The organism is Actinomyces howellii (assembly GCF_900637165.1).
Taxonomy (GTDB): Bacteria; Actinomycetota; Actinomycetes; order Actinomycetales; family Actinomycetaceae; genus Actinomyces; species Actinomyces howellii.
Genome location: NZ_LR134350.1, coordinates 723,846 through 740,363, shown reverse-complemented (window position 1 = coordinate 740,363; position 16,518 = coordinate 723,846). Strand labels below are relative to the sequence as shown.

Below are 16,518 nucleotides of genomic sequence, written 5' to 3'. Positions count from 1 at the left end.
GCATCGACATGTGATCCCACGCCGACCCGCCGCCGACCCGCCGTGCACGCGGGCAGGCGGTGCGTGAGCGCTGCCCGACCTCCTGCTCAGGCTGTCCGCCAGTACTCGATGGCTGCGAGCAGGCGCTCCTCGAGGAACCGGGCGACCCGGGTCGAGTGCGGGCAGACCCCGGCGATGAGCCTGAACAACGAGCTGACCACGGCGGTGTCGACCTGGTTGGCCAGGTCCCTGAGCTCGTCGGTGGTCAGGCGGTCCTCAAGGCGGGTGACGAGCCAGTCGGCGTGCTCGGCCAGCTCGGCCGCGGTGGCGGACTCCAGGTCGCTTCCGTAGGCCGCGAGCGTGGCAGCGTCGAGCTCGGCGTCGGGCTCGGGGAAGAAGTGCTCAGCCTCGGGCGGCATCTGGCCGCGATAGCAGGCCAGGTCGACGATGTCGCGGTCGTGGCGCACGGCGGCGCGTGTGCGCTCGTCAGGTGCGTCGCGCTCCATCCGGTCGAAGAAGGCCGCCATCCGCGGGGGCATGGGGGACACGGCCAGCCCTTCCTCCGCGCGCTCGAGCAGAGCACGGAGCATGTCCCGCTGGCGGGCGGCCTCCTCCAGGTGCGCCTCGACGGTCGACAGGGCGGCGCGCAGGTCCTCGACCACGCCCGCGGCGGCGCTCCGCCCGTCTCCGCCGGTGCAGGACCCGGTCTGAGGGCCGACCGGGTCCTGGCCCTGCTCGGTGCCTGACCGCCCCGGCGCAGCCTGCAGCACCCTCGCGACGGCGCTCAGCGGCATCCCCGCCTGCACGAGCCAGCGGATCCGGGACAGCCGCGCCACGTGCGCCAGCTCGTAGTCGCGCCACCCACCGCGCTCGGGCGGCACGGGCAGCAGGCCCAGGGCGTGGTAATGGCGCACCGTCCTGACGGTCGTCCCCGTGAGCCGGGCGATCTGTGCAACACGCATGGGGAGAGTTTCCCCCAGACGGCCCCAGCCGTTCCGGCAGGCCGGCGGCCCCGACACGCTAGTGTGCTCGTGTGCCTTCGCTGTACTCCCTCAAGACCTGGTACACACGTCGTCTGCACCTGCTCGTCAACGCCTCGGTGCGTCGCGGGATCTCCCCGGACCTGTGGACCGCCGTCGGTGTCGCGGCCGCCTGCGTCGGCGCCGGGGCCGTCGTCATGGGATGGTGGCCCCTGGCCTTTGTCGCCCTGGCTGCTCGTCTCGGCGGGGCCAACCTCGACGGGGCGGTGGCCCGCGCCCGCGGGGTCGCCCGTCCCTTCGGGTTCGTCCTCAACGAGCTCGGTGACCGGGCCTCCGACCTCATCATGATGGCCGGCGTGGTCGGCCTGGCCCTGCGCACCGGCGCCCCACACACGACCATCGGCCTGCTGCTCGTGGCCGCGCTCGCCGCCACCGTGCCGACCTTCGTCTCCCTGGCTGCGGCCGGCGCCGGCGCCCCGCGCCTCAACGGAGGACCGGTGGGCAAGACCGAGCGCTGCCTGGCCGCCGTCGTCGCAGCCGCGCTGCCCGGCCACCTCGACCTCATCGCCTGGATCCTCATCGCAGGCTCCCTGCTCACCGCCGCGGTACGCCTCAGGCGCACCGCTCTCACCCTGGCCGGCTCCGGTGCCCTCCGGGACGACCAGGCCGGCTCACGGGGGGCATGAGGATGGAGCCGCTGCACGCCCTGGCCGCCTGGCCCGTCGAGGCAGGGGTGCGGACCGGCGTCGTCGACTGGCTCCTGGGAGGCGACCGCGCCTGGAGCCTCACCCTGCCGGGCGTGGGCTGGACGCTGACCGGACGGGCCGTCTTCCTGGCCGTCGCCGCCGTGGCGGTGCTCCTCGTCGCCGGCGTCGGCGTGGCCGCCTCCGGCAAGTCCGAGCTCAGGCGCCGGTGGACCACCTGGGCGATCATCATCCCGGTGGTGGGCATCCCGATCTGGGCCGGGCGCGGCACCACCGCCCTCCTGGCGGCCGTGCTCTCCGTCCAGGCAGTCAGGGAGCTCGCCCGCCTGACTCGCCTGCCCCGGGCCGAGACGGCCCTGCTCGGGGTCCTGGCCGTGGCCTACCCTCTGGCCGCCTGGTTGCGTCCCGGGCTGCTCGGGCTGGCCCCGCTCATGGTCCTGGTCTGCGCCCTGCCCGCCGTCCTGGCCGGGGACACGGTGCACGGCCTGCGCCGGGCGAGCCTGACCGGCTTCGCCTCGGTCTGGATCCCCTGGTCGCTGGCCCACCTCGTCATCCTGTGGCAGGACGCCTTCCTCATCGCCTTCGCCGCCGCGGCCGCCGATGTCGCGGCCTGGACGGGAGGGACGAGCCTGAGGCGCTTCGCCTGGGCGCGTCGCCCCCTGTCTCCTCTGTCGCCCAACAAGACCGTGGGCGGGATGGTCGGTGCGCTCGTCGGGGCGGTCGTCATCCTCACCCTCCTGGGACAGATCACGGCGGGCCTGGTCATCGCCGTCGGCCTGGGCGGAGTCCTGGGCGACCTCATCGAGTCCATGGTCAAGCGCACCGCCGGGGTCAAGGACGCCGGCGCCTGGCTACCCGGCTTCGGCGGCCTGCTCGACCGGGTCGACTCCCTGCTCCTCGTCCTCCCACTGGCTGCGGTGCTGGGATAGAGGAGACGTCGTCCACTGGTCACCCACCTGGTACCGCCGAAAGGAGCCCGTCATGCCGTCCATGCCGTCCCTTCCGTCTTTGTCCGCCCGGCCCTCCCTGCCGTCCCTGCCCGGGGGCGCAGCGGTGGGCTCGGCCGGTCGGCGTCTGCGCTCGATCGTGCGCACCCCCGCCAAGGTCACCTGGCGCGCCGTGGCCCGCCAGAAGCTGTGGTCGGCGGTCATCGCCCCCTTCGGCGGGGTGCACGTCGAGGGCGACTTCGACTCCGAGGGCCCGTACGTCGTCGTGGCCAACCACGGCTCGCACGTGGACACCATCGCGCTTATGAGCGCCTCGCCCACGATCATGAGGGTCGTGACCGTGGCTGCCCAGGACTACTGGTTCACCAGCCGTCCCCGGCGCCTGGTGGCCCGGGGCCTGCTCGGCGCCTACCCTGTTCGGCGCGACGGTCAGGGCGCCTACGAGGAGCTGCGCGGCGTGCTGGCCAACCGGGTGGCGGAGTCGATGAGCGTGCTCATCTTCCCCGAGGGCACCCGCTCCCGGGACGGACAGCTCGGCCAGTTCCACTCCGGAGCCGCACGCCTGGCCCGTGACTTCGGCATCCCCGTGCTGCCGGTGGCCCTGGTGGGCTCCAGGGAGATGATGCCCAAGGCCGGTGGTCTGCCGCGCTACTCACCGGTGGAAGTCCGCGTGGGCACCCCCATCGAGCCCTCAGACGACATCGCCGGGGTGAGCGCGCAGGCCCGTCAGCAGGTCCTCAGCCTGCTGGAGCGCCCGCGCCGCCCCATGCCGGTCTCCGACATCCACGTCCTGGCGGGCCAGCTCATGCGAGGCGCCCGGGGCGACGCCCTTATGGTCGCCTGGGGCGCAGCCGAGGCCATGTCCTTCCCCGTCATGGCGGAGATGAGCCAGGTCTGGCTCGGCGTCGCCGAGCCCGAGCGCCTGTGGCGGCGCGGAGCCGCCGTCGTCGCCGGTTCGGTGGCCGGTGTGGCCGTCCACCACCTGCTGGCGCGCTCGGGGCGCAGCCTGCCCGCTCCCTGGACGACCCCGAGCATGCGTCGGGCCGCCTCCGGCTACCTGGCGCAGGGACCGTCGGGCTACTGGAAGCAGGCGCTGACCGGCATCCCGGTCAAGCTCTTCGCCGCCGAGTCCGGGCGCCGTGACCTGCCCCTGGGGAAGGTGGTGCTGCACGCGGCGGGGGAGCGAGGCCTGCGCATGGCCGCCGCGACCGCCGTCGTCGTCGCCGCCCACAGGCCCCTGGGCCCGCTCGTGCGCCAGTACTACGGGGTCTACCTCCTGGCCACGGGGGCGGTGTTCGGCGTGCTCCTGCGCGGCGTCGTGCGGCACTGGGAGGACTGAGGGGCTGAGGGGCACGGCGGGGACGTGCCGGCTTCGTACCTTGTGCCTCCTGAGCGCACCCGTAACCCCCGCACCGAACGCACAAGGTACGAACGCGGCGGGGGCGGGGTTCGTACACGGTGCACAAGGTACGAACGCGGCGGGGGCGGGGCCGCGGGTGGCGGCGCGGGTGAGGGTCCGGCGGGCGAGGTCCTCCTCGCGGGCCCGGCCGGTCCTCACAGCTCGGTGTCGGCCACCGCGAAGGTGTCGCAGGCCTGGACCGAACCGGTGTTCATCCCCGTGGTGAACCAGCGCACACGCTGCTCGGAGGACCCGTGGGTCCAGGTGTCGGAGTCCACCGAGGAGCCCGAGCGCTCCTGGATGTGGTCGTCGCCCACGGACTCGGCGGCCAGGACGGCCGAGGAGATCTCCTCCTGCGTCGGGGTGACGAGGAAGGGGGTCCCGGTGTCCGGGTCGACCGTCGTCGAGGCGTAGTGCACCCACAGCCCCGCGTAGCAGTCGGCCTGGAGCTCCAGGCGCACCGAGTCCGAGGTGGCGCCCGCCCCCGAGCGGTCGGCGGAGGCCATCGTGCCCAGCTGGTTCTGGATGTGGTGGCCGAACTCGTGGGCGACGATGTACTCCTCAGCCAGGGGCGTGTCGGCGGCGCCGAGGGTCGACTCCATGTCGGAGAAGAAGCGCATGTCGAGGTACACGGTCGAGTCCCCCGGGCAGTAGAAGGGGCCGACGGAGGACGAGGCGGTGCCGCAGGCGGTCGAAACCGACGTGCCGTCCCACAGGTGGAACTCCGGGGCGACGTAGGCGGTGCCCGCCTGGGCGGGGAGCTGTGCGCCCCACACGGCGTCGAGCGACTCCGCGGTTGCCGCCATCCGGCACTGCGTGTACGTGTTGGCCGCCTCGCCGTTGGCCGTCTCCCCGCTGCCGCACACCGACATGTCGATGCTGGACGCCTGGGTGGAGGTGCCCGCGTCCTGGCCGGGGGCCAGGGCGGTGAGGTCGATGCCCGTGACCTGGCTGAGGACGACCAGGGCCAGGACCATGAGCACCGATCCTCCCCCCAGGGCGGCCCCACGGCGCCCGCCCCCGGTCGAGACGCGGTTGGGGTTGACCTTGATGTCGCGGTTGAAGCTCATGGTGACCTCGTCGTGGTCTCGTGGTGGTCGGTGGTGGTCTGGTGGTCGCCTCGTGCGGTGCGGACCGAACCCGCCCCGCACTCGGAGCCCCGGCAGCGGTGAGCGCCACGCGCACGGCGGGCAGGCCCCAGGCTAGCGGCTCCCGTCGCAGGACGGGTGACGGGCGGAGCTGGGCCGCCCCGGAGCACGCCACCCGGGTACCCTGATGTGGTGCTCTACGACCTGCTGTACAAGACCGTCCTGACCCGCATCGACCCCGAGGTCATCCACGACGTGTGCCTGGACGCGATCGCGGTCACGAGCAGGGTGCCGCTCCTGCGCGACGTCGTGCGCCAGGCATGGGGCCGGCGCCCGCTGTTCCCGGTGCCCAGCGCCAACCAGGGAGGTCCCCTGGCCCGGCCGGTGCCCGGAGTGCTGGGCCTGGCGGCCGGCATGGACAAGGAGGGCCAGGCGGTCGAGGGCCTCGACATGCTCGGTTTCGGCTTCATCGAGGTGGGCACCTTCACGGCCCGGCCCCAGCCGGGCAACGACAGGCCCCGCATGTGGCGCTACCCGCAGATGCGTGCCGTGCGCAACCGGATGGGCTTCAACAACTCCGGTGCCGACGAGGCCGCCCGGCGGCTGCGCGAGCTGCGCTCGACGCCCCGGGGGCGCTCCATCGTCGTGGGGGCCAACATCGGCAAGACGAAGACGACGCCGTTGTCCGAGGCTGTCGAGGACTACCGCTACTCCGCCGCGGCGGTGGCGCGCTGGGCCGACTACCTCGTGGTCAACGTCTCGAGCCCCAACACCCCGGGGCTGCGTGAGCTCCAGGGCGTGGAGTCGCTGCGCCCCATCCTCCAGGCCGTCCGCCAGGCGGCCGACTCGGCCGCGGGACGCCACGTGCCCCTCATGGTCAAGATCGCCCCGGACCTGGCGGACGAGGACATCGACGCGGTCGCCGACCTCGTCACCGACATGGGCCTGGACGGCGTCGTGGCCACGAACACGACCATCGACCACGACCTGGGCGAGGGAGGCCTGTCCGGCTCGCCGCTGCTTCCTCGCTCCCTGGAGGTCGTGCGGCGTCTGCGCTCCCGGCTGGGGGAGGGGCCGACGATCATCGGGGTGGGGGGAATCTCCTCGATCATGGACGCCGAGCTCATGCTCGACGCCGGGGCGGACCTCCTCCAGGCCTACACCGCCTTCATCTACAACGGTCCGGCCTGGCCGGGCCGCATCAACAGGGCGCTGGCCACCGCCCGGCGCCCCCGCGCCTGACACGGCGGTGGCGCCGGTGCTCGGCGGCGCCACCGCGGACCCTGCCTCAGGCGGGGCGCTGCTCGGGGGAGCGGGTCCGGGCGGGGTCGCGCTCGACGACGTCGCCCAGGGCTGCGTCGACGGCCGCCATGACGTCCTCGTCGAGGACGACCCCCGAGGCCTTGACGTTCTCGACCAGCTGCTCAGGACGGGAGGCTCCCACGATCGCCGCCGAGACGAAGTCGTGCTGGAGGACCCAGGCCAGGGCGAGCTGCGCCATCGTCAGGCCCGCCTGCTCGGCCACCGGCCGGAGGCGCTGGACCGCGGTGAGCACCTCCTGGCGCATCCAGGCCTCGATCATCTGCTTGCCGCCCTTGTCGTCGGTGGCCCGTGAGCCTGGAGGCGGTGCCTGGCCGGGCAGGTACTTGCCGGTGAGCACCCCCTCGGCCATCGGCGACCACACGATCTGACCCAGTCCCAGCGCGGTGGAGGTCGGTACGACCCGCTCCTCGATGACCCGGTAGAGCGCCGAGTACTGCGGCTGGTTGGACACGAGGCGGAATCCCATCTGGGAGGCCAGCTGCTGGCCGGCGTCGATCTGCTCGGCGGTCCACTCCGAGACGCCGATGTACAGCGCCTTGCCCGCGCGCACGACGTCGGCGAAGGCCTGCATCGTCTCCTCCAGCGGGGTGGCGTAGTCGTAGCGGTGGGCCTGGTAGAGGTCGACGTAGTCGGTACCCAGGCGCCGCAGGGAGCCGTTGATGCCCTCCATGACGTGCTTGCGCGACAGCCCGACGTCGTTGGGGCCCTTCGGGCCGACGGGCCAGTAGACCTTCGTGAAGATCTCGAGGGACTCGCGGCGCTCGCCCTTGAGCGCGGCCCCGAGCACCTCCTCGGCCGCCGTGTTGGCGTAGACGTCGGCGGTGTCGAAGCTCGTGATGCCCAGGTCGAGGGCGGTGCGCACGCAGGCGGTGGCGGCATCGGCCTCGATCTGCGAGCCGTGGGTGAGCCAGTTGCCGTAGGTGATCTCGGTGACCTTGAGGCCCGAGCTGCCCAGATGACGGTATGCGACCATGCTCACCAGCCTAGACGAAGCACGCCGGACGGGGACCGGGCTGCGCCCTGCGAGAACCCGGGACGGGGACCGGGTCAGGAGGGGTCAGGAGGGGTACTGCCGACGGCGGACCTGCGGGCTGGGACGACGCAGGCGGCGCAGGTTGAAGCAGCGGCTGAAGACGTACCAGAACAGCACGCCCTGGGCCTTGACCTCCTCGACCCCGAACTTCGCGTAGAGCCTGCGGCGTACGAGCCACCAGCACACGATCGCGTCGAGGATGGCCAGGAAGAAGACGGCGTAGAGCCCCAGGAGGAGCATGAGGCTGAGCCCGGAGGAGCCGGTGGAGGAGAAGCCGAAGACGATGATCATGAGCGCGATGCTCAGCGGCAGGAACAGCTCGCCCACGCTGTAGCGGGCGTCGACGTAGTCGCGGACGTAGCGCCTGACCGGCCCCTTGTCCCTGGGGGGCAGGTAGCGCTCGTTGCCGGTGCGCATCGCCTCGTCCTGGAGGCGCCACGCCTCGTCACGGCGGGCGCGCGCCTCGGCCTTGGCCGCCTTGCGGTCCGTGGGCACCACCGGGTGCAGGCGCCGCGCCTCGGCCTCCTTGCGCTTGGGGGTGGCACGGCCCTTGCCGCCGACCTTGGCCGGGGGCGCGGGCTCCGGCGTGTCCTGGGCGGCGTCGCGCTTGTTGAACAGCTTCACGGGTGACAGGTTAGCGGCTCGGGAGGGCTACCCTCGCACCATGATCACCGTCGACGCCGTGCGCAGCGCCGTCCAGGACTCCGTCGAGGACATCGTCTCGGACCTGGTGGAGCTGGTCGCCCTTCCCTCCGTGTCCGCCGCCAGCCACGACCAGGCGCATGTGCGCGCCAGCGCCGAGCACGTCGCCGGCCTCCTGCGCGCCCAGGGCCTGAGGTCCCAGGTCCTCAGCGTCGAGGGGGCCGACGGCGTCCAGGGCCGTCCCGCGGTCCTCGCGCACGTCGAGGGGCCCGAGGGGTCCCCGCGCGTCCTGCTCTACGCCCACCACGACGTCCAGCCGGTGGGCAACCCGGCCGCCTGGCACCAGGAGGACCCCTTCGTCGCCGAGCGCCGCGGTGAGCGGCTCTTCGGCCGGGGCACGGCCGACGACGGCGCAGGGATCGTCGCCCACGTCCACGCCCTGCGGCTCCTGCGGGAGCTCGACGGCGCCCTGCCCTGCTCGGTGACGGTCTTCGTCGAGGGGGAGGAGGAGGTCGGCTCGCCGACCTTCCGCGAGTTCCTCGACGCCCACCGTGAGCTCCTGGCCTCTGACGTCATCGTCGTGGCCGACTCCTTGAACTGGAAGGTCGGGGTGCCCGCGCTGACGACCTCGCTGCGGGGCCTGGTCCAGGTCGACGTGCGTCTGGACGTGCTCGACCACGCCCTGCACTCGGGCGGGTACGGCGGACCGGTCCTCGACGCCGTGACCTCGATGTGCCGCCTCGTGGCCACCCTCCACGACGAGCAGGGGGACGTGGCCGTCCCAGGCCTGGTCGCCCGGCCCGAGGCGGCACCCGGCTTCCCGGAGTACCCCGACTCACAGTTCCGGGCCGACGCCGGCGTGCTCGACGGTGTCGACCTCATCGGAACCGGGGACCTCACCGCACGGCTGTGGACGAAGCCGGCCCTCACCGTCATCGGCATGGACGTCACGCCCCTGGAGCTGGCCGGCAACGTGCTCGCCCCGAGCTGCACCGCCAGGCTCTCGATGCGCGTGGCCCCCGGGCAGGACCCGGACGAGGCGCTCGAGGCGCTCACGGCCCACCTGGAGTCCCGCGCCCCCTTCGGAGCGCGCCTGAGCGTGGGCGCCACCGAGACGGGCCCCGCCTTCGACGGCTCGGCGAGCACCCCGGCCGCTCGCGCGGCCGCCTGGGCGCTGGCCACCGCCTTCGGCACCGAGCCGGTCGAGATCGGCCAGGGCGGCTCGATCCCGTTCATCGCGACCCTCCAGGAGGCCTTCCCCGAGGCGCAGGTCCTCGTCACCGGGGTCGAGGACCCTGACTCCCGCGCCCACGGCGAGGACGAGTCGATGCACCTGGGCGACCTCGAGAAGGTCGTGCTCGCCGAGGCCCTCCTCCTGGCTCGCCTGGGTGGCGCGGTCGAGGCCTCCTGAGCCCGGTGCCGTGAGGGTCCTGCTCGCCCCGGGGGGCATGCACCCCCAGCCGCACGGTGTCCCCCTGACCGAGCTCGGCCTGGGCGCCGGCGCGGTGGCCGAGGCCCTGGCACGAGGGTGGGCACGGTCCCGTCCCGGGGACGGCCTGCGCCTGCTGCCGCTGCCCGACGGCGGCGCGGGCGGCGCCGCAGAGCTCCCGGCGGGGACGGTCGCCGCCCGCCTGGACCTCAGGGGCACGGGGCCCACCGGCCAGGAGCGAGGAGCGCGGCTCGTTCGCCTGGGACCGGGCTGCGACGCGCCGGGCACCTGGTTCCTCGACGCCGCGGCCCTCTGCCCCGTTCCGGCCGACCCCGACCAGGCCCGCCGGGAGGCTGAGGAGGGCAGCACGGCAGGCATCGGCCAGGTCCTGGGAGCCGCCCTCGAGGTGGTCGGGCCCGACGAGGAGCTCGTCGTGGGCATGGCGCGCACGGCGGTGCACGACGGCGGGGCGGGCCTCATCGAGGCCCTGGGCGGGTCGGGGCCAGCGGTCCGGGCGCTGCGCGGGCGCCGTCTCGTCCTGGCGCTGGCCGACACCTCCCCCCTGGGCGGGCTGAGCGGGGCCGGCCGGGCGCTGGCGGAGCTCGCCGACCTGGGGCCTGAGACCGCCCAGGAGGTGGACCGGCGGGCCTGTGCCCGGGCCACCGGCCTGAGCACCGACCTGGCCTCCCGTGTGGAGCGGGCAGGGCAGGGCGAGCGGGTGCCGCGGGTCGGGCTCGCCGCGGCGGCGCCGGTCCCGACCGTGACCGCCTGGGGGACCGGGGCCGGCGGCGGCTGCGCCCTCGTCCTGCGAGCCCTGGGCGCCCGGGCGCTGCCCGGGGCGCGGGTCATGGCGGCCCTGCTCGGCCTCGAGGGGGCCCTGGGGGACCGGGACCTCGTGCTCACCTCGGCCGGGGAGGCCTTCGACGTGCTCGAGGACTGCGTGCCCCAGGTCGTCGGGAGGGCGGCCGGGGCGCTGGCCCTGCCGGCGGTCCTCGTCGCGGGCAGGGCGGGCGTGCCCCGCGGGGAGCTGGCGGCTGCGGGCCTGTGCGCCTCCTACGGCCTCGAGGACTCCCGGGCCGCGGCGCCCGCGTGGGACTCAGGCGGCGCGGGAGCCGTGGCGGCGCGTCTCGAGGCGATCGGGGAGCGCCTGGCCCGGACCTGGTCGCGCTGAGCGGGACCTACTGTGCCGGGGCGGTCGATCCGCGCACGATGAGGTCGGGGGTGAAGAGCATCTCGGTGTCATCCGGCTGCTCGCCCCCGATCGAGGCCAGCAGGGTGGTGACCGCGGCCCGGCAGATCGCCTCGACCGGCTGGCGCACGGTCGTCAGGGGCGGGTCGGTCATGGGGATGAGCGGGGAGTCGTCGTAGCCGATGACCGACAGGTCGTCGGGGACGACGAGGCCGGCGGCCCGCGCCCCCGAGATGACGCCCAGGGCCATGATGTCCGAGGAGCACACGATCCCGGTGCAGCCGTGCTCGAGGAGCTGGCGGGCGGCGCTGGCGCCGCCCTCGTAGGTGTAGAGGGTCTCGACGATGCGCAGCGGCTCGTCGGGCAGGGCCGTGCTTACCGCGTCCTCGTAGCCCGCGCGCTTGCGCTGGGCGGGGACCATGCGGCCCGGGCCCATGGCCAGGCCGATGCGCCGGTGCCCGAGGCTGAGGAGGTGGTCGACGGCCATGCGGGCCGCCGCCCGGTCGTCGGTGGTGAAGCCCGGGGCCTTGATCGTCGGGGCGTTGCCGTTGATCGTCACCAGCGGCACGCCTCGCTCGCGCAGGCGCTGGTAGCGGGTGACGTCACCGCCGGTGTCGGAGTGGCGCCCCGACACGAAGACGATGCCGGCCACGCCCCGGTCGACGAGCATCTCGACGTACTCGTCCTCGCTCGTGCCTCCAGGGGTCTGCGTGCACAGCAACGGGGTGTGTCCGCCCGAGGCGAGGAGCTGCTCGATCTCCTGGGCGTACAGGGGGAAGATCGGGTTGCTCAGCTCGGGGACGACGAGCCCGACCAGGCCCTTGGAGGCCCGGTGCAGGGTCTCGGGCCGCTCGTAGCCCAGCACGTCGAGGGCGGCGAGCACCTGCCTGCGGGTCACCTCGGCGACATTCGACTTGCCGTTGAGGACACGCGAGACGGTGGCCGTCGACACCCCGGCCTGCTCGGCGATGTCGGACAGGGTGATGCGCTCGTGCACGGTGGTTCTCCTCAGTGAGTCGGCATGGGTCTGCGCGGACGGGTCCGGATGTGTGTGCGCGGTTCGTCACGTGTCGGCGCTGGACGGCCCTGGTGATCCCTGGTCGGCACGGAACAGGATAGCTGCTCACCGACCCCCGGCCGCGGTGGGGTCGGGCTGCAGGACGGCCACGAGCGCGCCGCAGCCTGCGGCGGTGACGACGAGCTCGCCGGCGCCCTGAGCGGGCTCGCCGGGGACGTGAGGGTCCTTGGCGGCGATGTCGATCCTGGCGCTCAGGGCGTCGAAGCACTCGATGCTCTCCACGCCCCCGGCGCCCAGTGCCGCCAGGGGCAGGCGCAGCGTGCCGGCGGGTCCTCGCGCCAGGACGACGAGCACGTCGCCGTCGGGATGGGTGCGCGTCCACGCGACGATGTCGCCCTCGGCGTGGACCCACCGCAGGCCCCCGTGGCGCAGGGCCGTGGAGCCGGCGCGCATCGCCGCCAGGTGGCGGTAGCGCTCGAGGACCACCCGGTCGACAGGGCCCCAGGACCCGGTGTCGGCGACCTCGTCGGCCGCCGGCGCACCGTCGGGACCCGTCGCCCAGGGGATGGTCGTGCGGGAGTGCTCGCCGGTCACCCCGGTGGCGCCCAGCTCGTCGCCGGCGAAGACCGTGGGGACCCCGGGGGCGGTGAACAGGGCGGTGGCGGCGAGGAGCTGGAGCTCGCGGGAGCGCACGACGGTGCGCAGGCGCGGGGTGTCGTGGGAGCACAGGAGGTTCATCGAGGCCGCCACGGCGCTGGCGGGCAGGTGCGCTGTGTACTGCCGCACTCCCCGCACGACCTGGGCCGCGTCCAGGTGCGGGACGGGCATCGGGATGCCGAGCCAGGTGAGCCCGTCGGCGGGGTCGGGGTCGGACAACCAGGCCCACAGGGGCCGGGTGAAGCCGACGTAGTTCATCGTGCCGTGCCACCCCGAGCCGGTCAGGTCCCCTGAGGCGTCGTGGCCGTGCTCGGCCACGAGCCACAGCCTGCGGCCGGTGTCCTGCTCGACCTGGTCCATCGTCGCGCGCATGTCGGCGGCCACCTCGTGGGCCAGGTCGACCTGTCCGTGACGGCCGGTCATGTTGGCCACGTCGGTGCGCCAGCCGTCGGCGCTCACCGGAGGGGCGAGCCAGCGCGCCGTCACGGAGGACGGGCCGCGCACGAGCCGCTCGCGCAGCTCGGGGCTGCGGTGGTCGAGCTTGGGCAGCGAGGGGACGTCGAGCCAGGAGGCGTAGCGGTCAGGGTGGTGCTCGAAGTGGTAGAACCCCGCCTCGACCGCCCCGGCGTCGGCGCTCGCGGCGGTGAACCACTCGTGGGTGACGCCGGTGTGGTTGGTCGTCAGGTCGAGCACGAGGCGCATCCCGCGGGCGTGGAGCGCGGCGCTCAGCCGGGCCAGGGCCTCGGTGCCGCCCAGGAGCTGGTCGACGTCCTCGAAGCTCGTCGCGTCGTAGCGGTGGACTGAGGCCGCGGGGAAGACTGGGGTGAGGTAGACGACCGTGACGTGAAGGCGCTCGAGCCACTCGAGGTGGTCGATGATCCCCTCCAGGTCGCCGCCGTACCAGGCCGTCGAGGTCTGCGGGCCCGCAGCAGGGGGCTCGTCGAGCCAGTCCCGGCGCCGGGCCCACGGGGGCGCCTCACGCCCTGCGGGCGCCATCCGGTAGGCGAAGCGGTCGGGGAAGACCTGGTAGCACACGGCGTCGTGCACCCACTTAGGTGCCGGGTCGCAGGCCAGGACCTGGAAGTCGGTGGAGTCGGGCACGTCGTGGTCGGACAGCCCGGCGGCGTGGTACCACAGGTAGGGATCGGCGCCGGTGGGGGAGATGAGCAGGAAGCGGTAGCGGTTGACCGGGTTGACCAGGCGGACCGGTCCGTGCCACCAGGACCCTGCGGGCGTGCGGGCGACCCGTTCCATCATCGTGATGACGGGCTCGCCGTCGACCACCTGACGCAGCACGACGCGCTCGGGGTCGTGGGCCGCAGGCACCCACAACCGGGCGGTCAGCCCGGCCCCGGGGGCGCGCCGGCCCCACAGGTAGGACGGGCCGGTGTCGTGGTGGGGCTCGGCCAGGTGGTCGACGGCGGTGGTCCTCACGATCCGGGCCCCTGTCAGCCCTTGACGGCGCCGGCGGTCGCCCCGCCGACGATGTAGCGCTGGAGGTACTGGAACAGCGCGATGATCGGGACCATCGTCATGACCGAGCCGGCGGCGAAGATCCCCAGGTTGTTCGACCTGTCACCCGACAGCAGCCCGTACAGGCCCACGGCGAGGGTCTTCTTGGAGTCCTCGGTCAGGAAGATCGACCCGAGCAGGAACTCCGAGATGATGCCGACGAAGGCCAGGAGGAAGGTCGTGGCCAGGATGGGCCTGAGCGCGGGCAGCAGGATCCTGGTGAAGACCTGCCAGTGGGTGCAGCCGTCGAGGATGGCGGCCTCGTCGAGCTCCTTGGGGATCGTGTCGAAGGTGCCCTTGATGAGCCAGACCTGGCCCAGCGCCCCGCCCAGGAGGGCCAGGCAGTAGCCGGTCAGCGTGTTGAGACCCAGGACCGGGACGACGTCGCCGATCTCGGAGATCATCGTGTAGATGGCGATCATCGACAGGATCGCCGGGAACATCATGATGAGCAGCAGCGCGAGGAGGCCGCCGCGCCGGCCCTTGAAGCGGAAGCGGCTGAAGGCGTAGGCCGCCAGGGAGGACAGGAAGACCTGGACCCCGGCGACGACGAGGCACACGAGGATCGTGTTGAGGTACCAGCCGGTGAAGTCCCCCTTGGCCCCCGACAGGAGGGTCTCGTAGTTGACGAGGCTGACCTGGGTGGGCACGAGGCTGGTCGAGGCCACCGTGCCCAGCGGGTTGAGGGAGGCGGAGATGATGTAGAGGACCGGGAAGGCAGCGAAGGCGAGGGCCAGGACCCCCACGACGTGGCGCCAGCCGATCTCGCGGAACCAGCGCCCGAAGGGCATCTTGTTCTGTGCGGCGGGGGCCTCGGGGGCGGGGGACGGGGACGATGACGGGGATGAAGATGTCATGATGCGTGTCTCCTGGTGACCTCAGTGGATGTCCTCGAGGCGGCGGGTCGCCCTGAACTGGAGGGCGGCCATGACGCCGGTGATGGCGAACAGGACGACCGACACCGCCGAGGCGAAGCCGTAGTCCGCCCCCGAGCCGCCGAAGGCGATGCGGTAGACCATCGAGATGAGGATGTCGGTGCCGCCGCGGGTGTACTCCCCGGCGGGGAAGGGGCCGCCCTCGGTGAGCAGCTGGATGGCGTTGAAGTTGTTGAAGTTGAAGGCGAAGGTGCTCACAAGCAGGGGTGCGACGGACACGAGGAGCAGAGGCGTGGTCACGCGGGTCGTCGTCTGCCAGGCGCTGGCCCCGTCGATGGTGGCGGCCTCGCGCACGTCGTGGGGGATCGACTGGAGGGCGCCGGTGCACACGATGAACATGTAGGGGAATCCCATCCACGTGTTGGTCAGGAGCACCGCGACCTTGGCCCAGGTCGGGTCCCCGAGCCAGTTGACCGACAGGTGGAGCATCTCGTTGATGAGCCCGAAGTCCTTGTTGTAGAAGTTGGACCACACGAGCAGTGAGATGAACCCGGGGACGGCGTAGGGCAGGAGCATGAAGGAGCGGTACAGGCGCCGGCCCCGCACGCGGTCGTCGTTGAGCGTCAGGGCCAGGAAGTAGCCCAGGCCGAAAGTGAGGAGCACCGAGCCGAAGGCGAAGACGAGCGTCCACGTGAACGCCTTGAAGAACTGCGACCCGATCGAGGAGTTGGTGAAGAGCCTCTCGAAGTTGGCCAGGCCCACGTTCTGCTTCCAGGACTGGCTGAGCTTGTCCCCGGCGGCGTTGACGAAGTAGTCGGAGTCGCCGACCTTCTGGACGGTGTAGACCTCCCCGGTGTCGGTGTTCGTGATCGAGTCACTGGCCTCGTCGTAGACGAGGCGCTTGGTGCCCTCGAAGGCGTTGCGCACGCCCTGGACCTTGATGGCGGTCGTGTCGGAGACCGTCAGGGACAGGGTGGAGATCGCCTCGTAGGCGGCGTTGACCTCCTTGGGGGTCAGGATCGTGTAGCCCTCGGCCGCGGTGACGTAGCCGTCGGTGACCGTGACAGCCTGGGGGTCGGCCTCCTGGACGGTCTCGCCGTCGGCACCGTAGAGGACCTCCTCGGTGTCGGGGTCGACGAGGAACAGGGAGAAGGGGCCGTCGACCGCCGAGCCGGTCGTGGCCACCGTCAGGTTGTAGATCGGGGAGTCGGCCGCCTGGACCACGGAGTTGTTCGTGATCGTCGTGATGGCCTCCTCCTTCGTGCCGCGGAAGCCGTCGCCGAAGTTGGTGAAGGCGGTCTGGATCGTCAGGATGATCGGCACGATGAGGAAGACCGCGAGGAAGAAGGAGCCGGGGAAGAGGTACTTGGCGGGGACGAAGCGCTTCGTGGAGTACAGGACGAACAGGGCCGCGGTGGCCAGGAGCACGACGACGAGCCACATCCACATCTTGTAGGACACGAGCAGGGGCACGAGGTAGACGGCGGCGGACAGGGCGGCGCCCAGGACGAGGACGCGCACGAGCACCGAGAGGATCGTCGTCGTCCTCTCACGCGGCGTGGCGGCCCGGGGCGAGGGGGTGGGATCTGAGTCCACTGGATGAGCCTTTCAGGGGGACGGGTGGCGGCACGGCAGACCGCCGGTGGGTTGCGGGGCAGGTCGGTGCGGGACGGGGAGGGATGCGGGTGGGCGCGCTGAGGGCCGGCGGGACGGTCGTCCCGCCGGCCCTCAGCAGTGGTGGAG

Annotated in this window: 14 protein-coding genes; 6 read left to right on the top strand and 8 right to left on the bottom strand. The window is 72.8% G+C overall.

Going from position 1 to position 16,518, the window contains the following annotated elements; all coding sequences use genetic code 11:
* Positions 1-86: 86 nt before the first annotated feature.
* Positions 87-941 (bottom strand): MerR family transcriptional regulator, encoded by an 855-nt coding sequence (locus tag EL245_RS03105; RefSeq protein ID WP_126381819.1) that lies wholly within the window; start codon positions 939-941, stop codon positions 87-89.
* A 71-nt stretch (positions 942-1,012) separates the two neighbouring features.
* Between EL245_RS03105 and EL245_RS03100 the strand changes: the two genes are divergently transcribed.
* Genes EL245_RS03100 through EL245_RS03090 form a run of 3 tightly spaced genes read left to right on the top strand, consistent with a single transcriptional unit; the run spans position 1,013 to position 3,949 of the window.
* Positions 1,013-1,645, top strand: coding sequence for a CDP-alcohol phosphatidyltransferase family protein (locus EL245_RS03100; protein WP_126381818.1), 633 nt, complete (start codon positions 1,013-1,015; stop codon positions 1,643-1,645).
* A 2-nt stretch (positions 1,646-1,647) separates the two neighbouring features.
* Positions 1,648-2,592, top strand: coding sequence for a phosphatidate cytidylyltransferase (locus tag EL245_RS03095; RefSeq protein ID WP_126383942.1), 945 nt, complete (start codon positions 1,648-1,650; stop codon positions 2,590-2,592).
* Positions 2,593-2,644: 52 nt separating this feature from the next.
* Positions 2,645-3,949 (top strand): lysophospholipid acyltransferase family protein, encoded by a 1,305-nt coding sequence (locus tag EL245_RS03090; protein ID WP_408608385.1) that lies wholly within the window; start codon positions 2,645-2,647, stop codon positions 3,947-3,949.
* A 215-nt stretch (positions 3,950-4,164) separates the two neighbouring features.
* Here EL245_RS03090 and ypfJ read toward each other — a convergent pair whose 3' ends face one another.
* Positions 4,165-5,079: a KPN_02809 family neutral zinc metallopeptidase gene (gene ypfJ / locus EL245_RS03085; RefSeq protein WP_126381817.1), complete on the bottom strand. Its 915-nt coding sequence runs from the start codon at positions 5,077-5,079 to the stop codon at positions 4,165-4,167.
* Between the two features lie 210 nt (positions 5,080-5,289).
* On the opposite strand from ypfJ, the gene EL245_RS03080 reads away from it, so the two are divergent.
* Positions 5,290-6,339 (top strand): quinone-dependent dihydroorotate dehydrogenase, encoded by a 1,050-nt coding sequence (locus EL245_RS03080; RefSeq protein ID WP_126381816.1) that lies wholly within the window; start codon positions 5,290-5,292, stop codon positions 6,337-6,339.
* 46 nt (positions 6,340-6,385) lie between these two features.
* On the opposite strand, the gene EL245_RS03075 is transcribed toward EL245_RS03080, so the two are convergent.
* Positions 6,386-7,393 carry an aldo/keto reductase family protein gene (locus EL245_RS03075; protein WP_126381815.1) on the bottom strand — a complete coding sequence of 336 codons (1,008 nt, stop codon included), beginning with the start codon at positions 7,391-7,393 and terminating at the stop codon, positions 6,386-6,388.
* A gap of 84 nt (positions 7,394-7,477) precedes the next feature.
* On the bottom strand, positions 7,478-8,077 hold the full coding sequence (locus EL245_RS03070; RefSeq protein ID WP_126381814.1) for a DUF3043 domain-containing protein: 600 nt from the start codon (positions 8,075-8,077) through the stop codon (positions 7,478-7,480).
* 40 nt (positions 8,078-8,117) lie between these two features.
* On the opposite strand from EL245_RS03070, the gene EL245_RS03065 reads away from it, so the two are divergent.
* Positions 8,118-9,506 carry a M20/M25/M40 family metallo-hydrolase gene (locus EL245_RS03065; RefSeq protein WP_126381813.1) on the top strand — a complete coding sequence of 463 codons (1,389 nt, stop codon included), beginning with the start codon at positions 8,118-8,120 and terminating at the stop codon, positions 9,504-9,506.
* 10 nt (positions 9,507-9,516) lie between these two features.
* Positions 9,517-10,695: a glycerate kinase gene (locus EL245_RS03060; protein WP_126381812.1), complete on the top strand. Its 1,179-nt coding sequence runs from the start codon at positions 9,517-9,519 to the stop codon at positions 10,693-10,695.
* A 7-nt stretch (positions 10,696-10,702) separates the two neighbouring features.
* On the opposite strand, the gene EL245_RS03055 is transcribed toward EL245_RS03060, so the two are convergent.
* The 4 genes from EL245_RS03055 to EL245_RS03040 form a co-directional block, all read right to left on the bottom strand.
* Positions 10,703-11,710, bottom strand: a complete 1,008-nt coding sequence (locus EL245_RS03055; RefSeq protein WP_126381811.1) for a LacI family DNA-binding transcriptional regulator — start codon at positions 11,708-11,710, stop codon at positions 10,703-10,705.
* 126 nt (positions 11,711-11,836) lie between these two features.
* The gene (locus tag EL245_RS03050) at positions 11,837-13,822 is read right to left on the bottom strand and encodes an alpha-amylase family glycosyl hydrolase (RefSeq protein WP_126381810.1); all 1,986 of its coding nucleotides are present in this window, start codon (positions 13,820-13,822) and stop codon (positions 11,837-11,839) included.
* A 14-nt stretch (positions 13,823-13,836) separates the two neighbouring features.
* Entirely contained in the window at positions 13,837-14,757 is a 921-nt protein-coding gene (locus tag EL245_RS03045; RefSeq protein ID WP_126381809.1) for a sugar ABC transporter permease, read from the bottom strand.
* A 21-nt stretch (positions 14,758-14,778) separates the two neighbouring features.
* A complete protein-coding gene (locus EL245_RS03040) occupies positions 14,779-16,371 on the bottom strand; it encodes an ABC transporter permease subunit (RefSeq protein WP_126381808.1) in 1,593 nt (530 codons plus the stop codon).
* Positions 16,372-16,518: the final 147 nt, after the last annotated feature.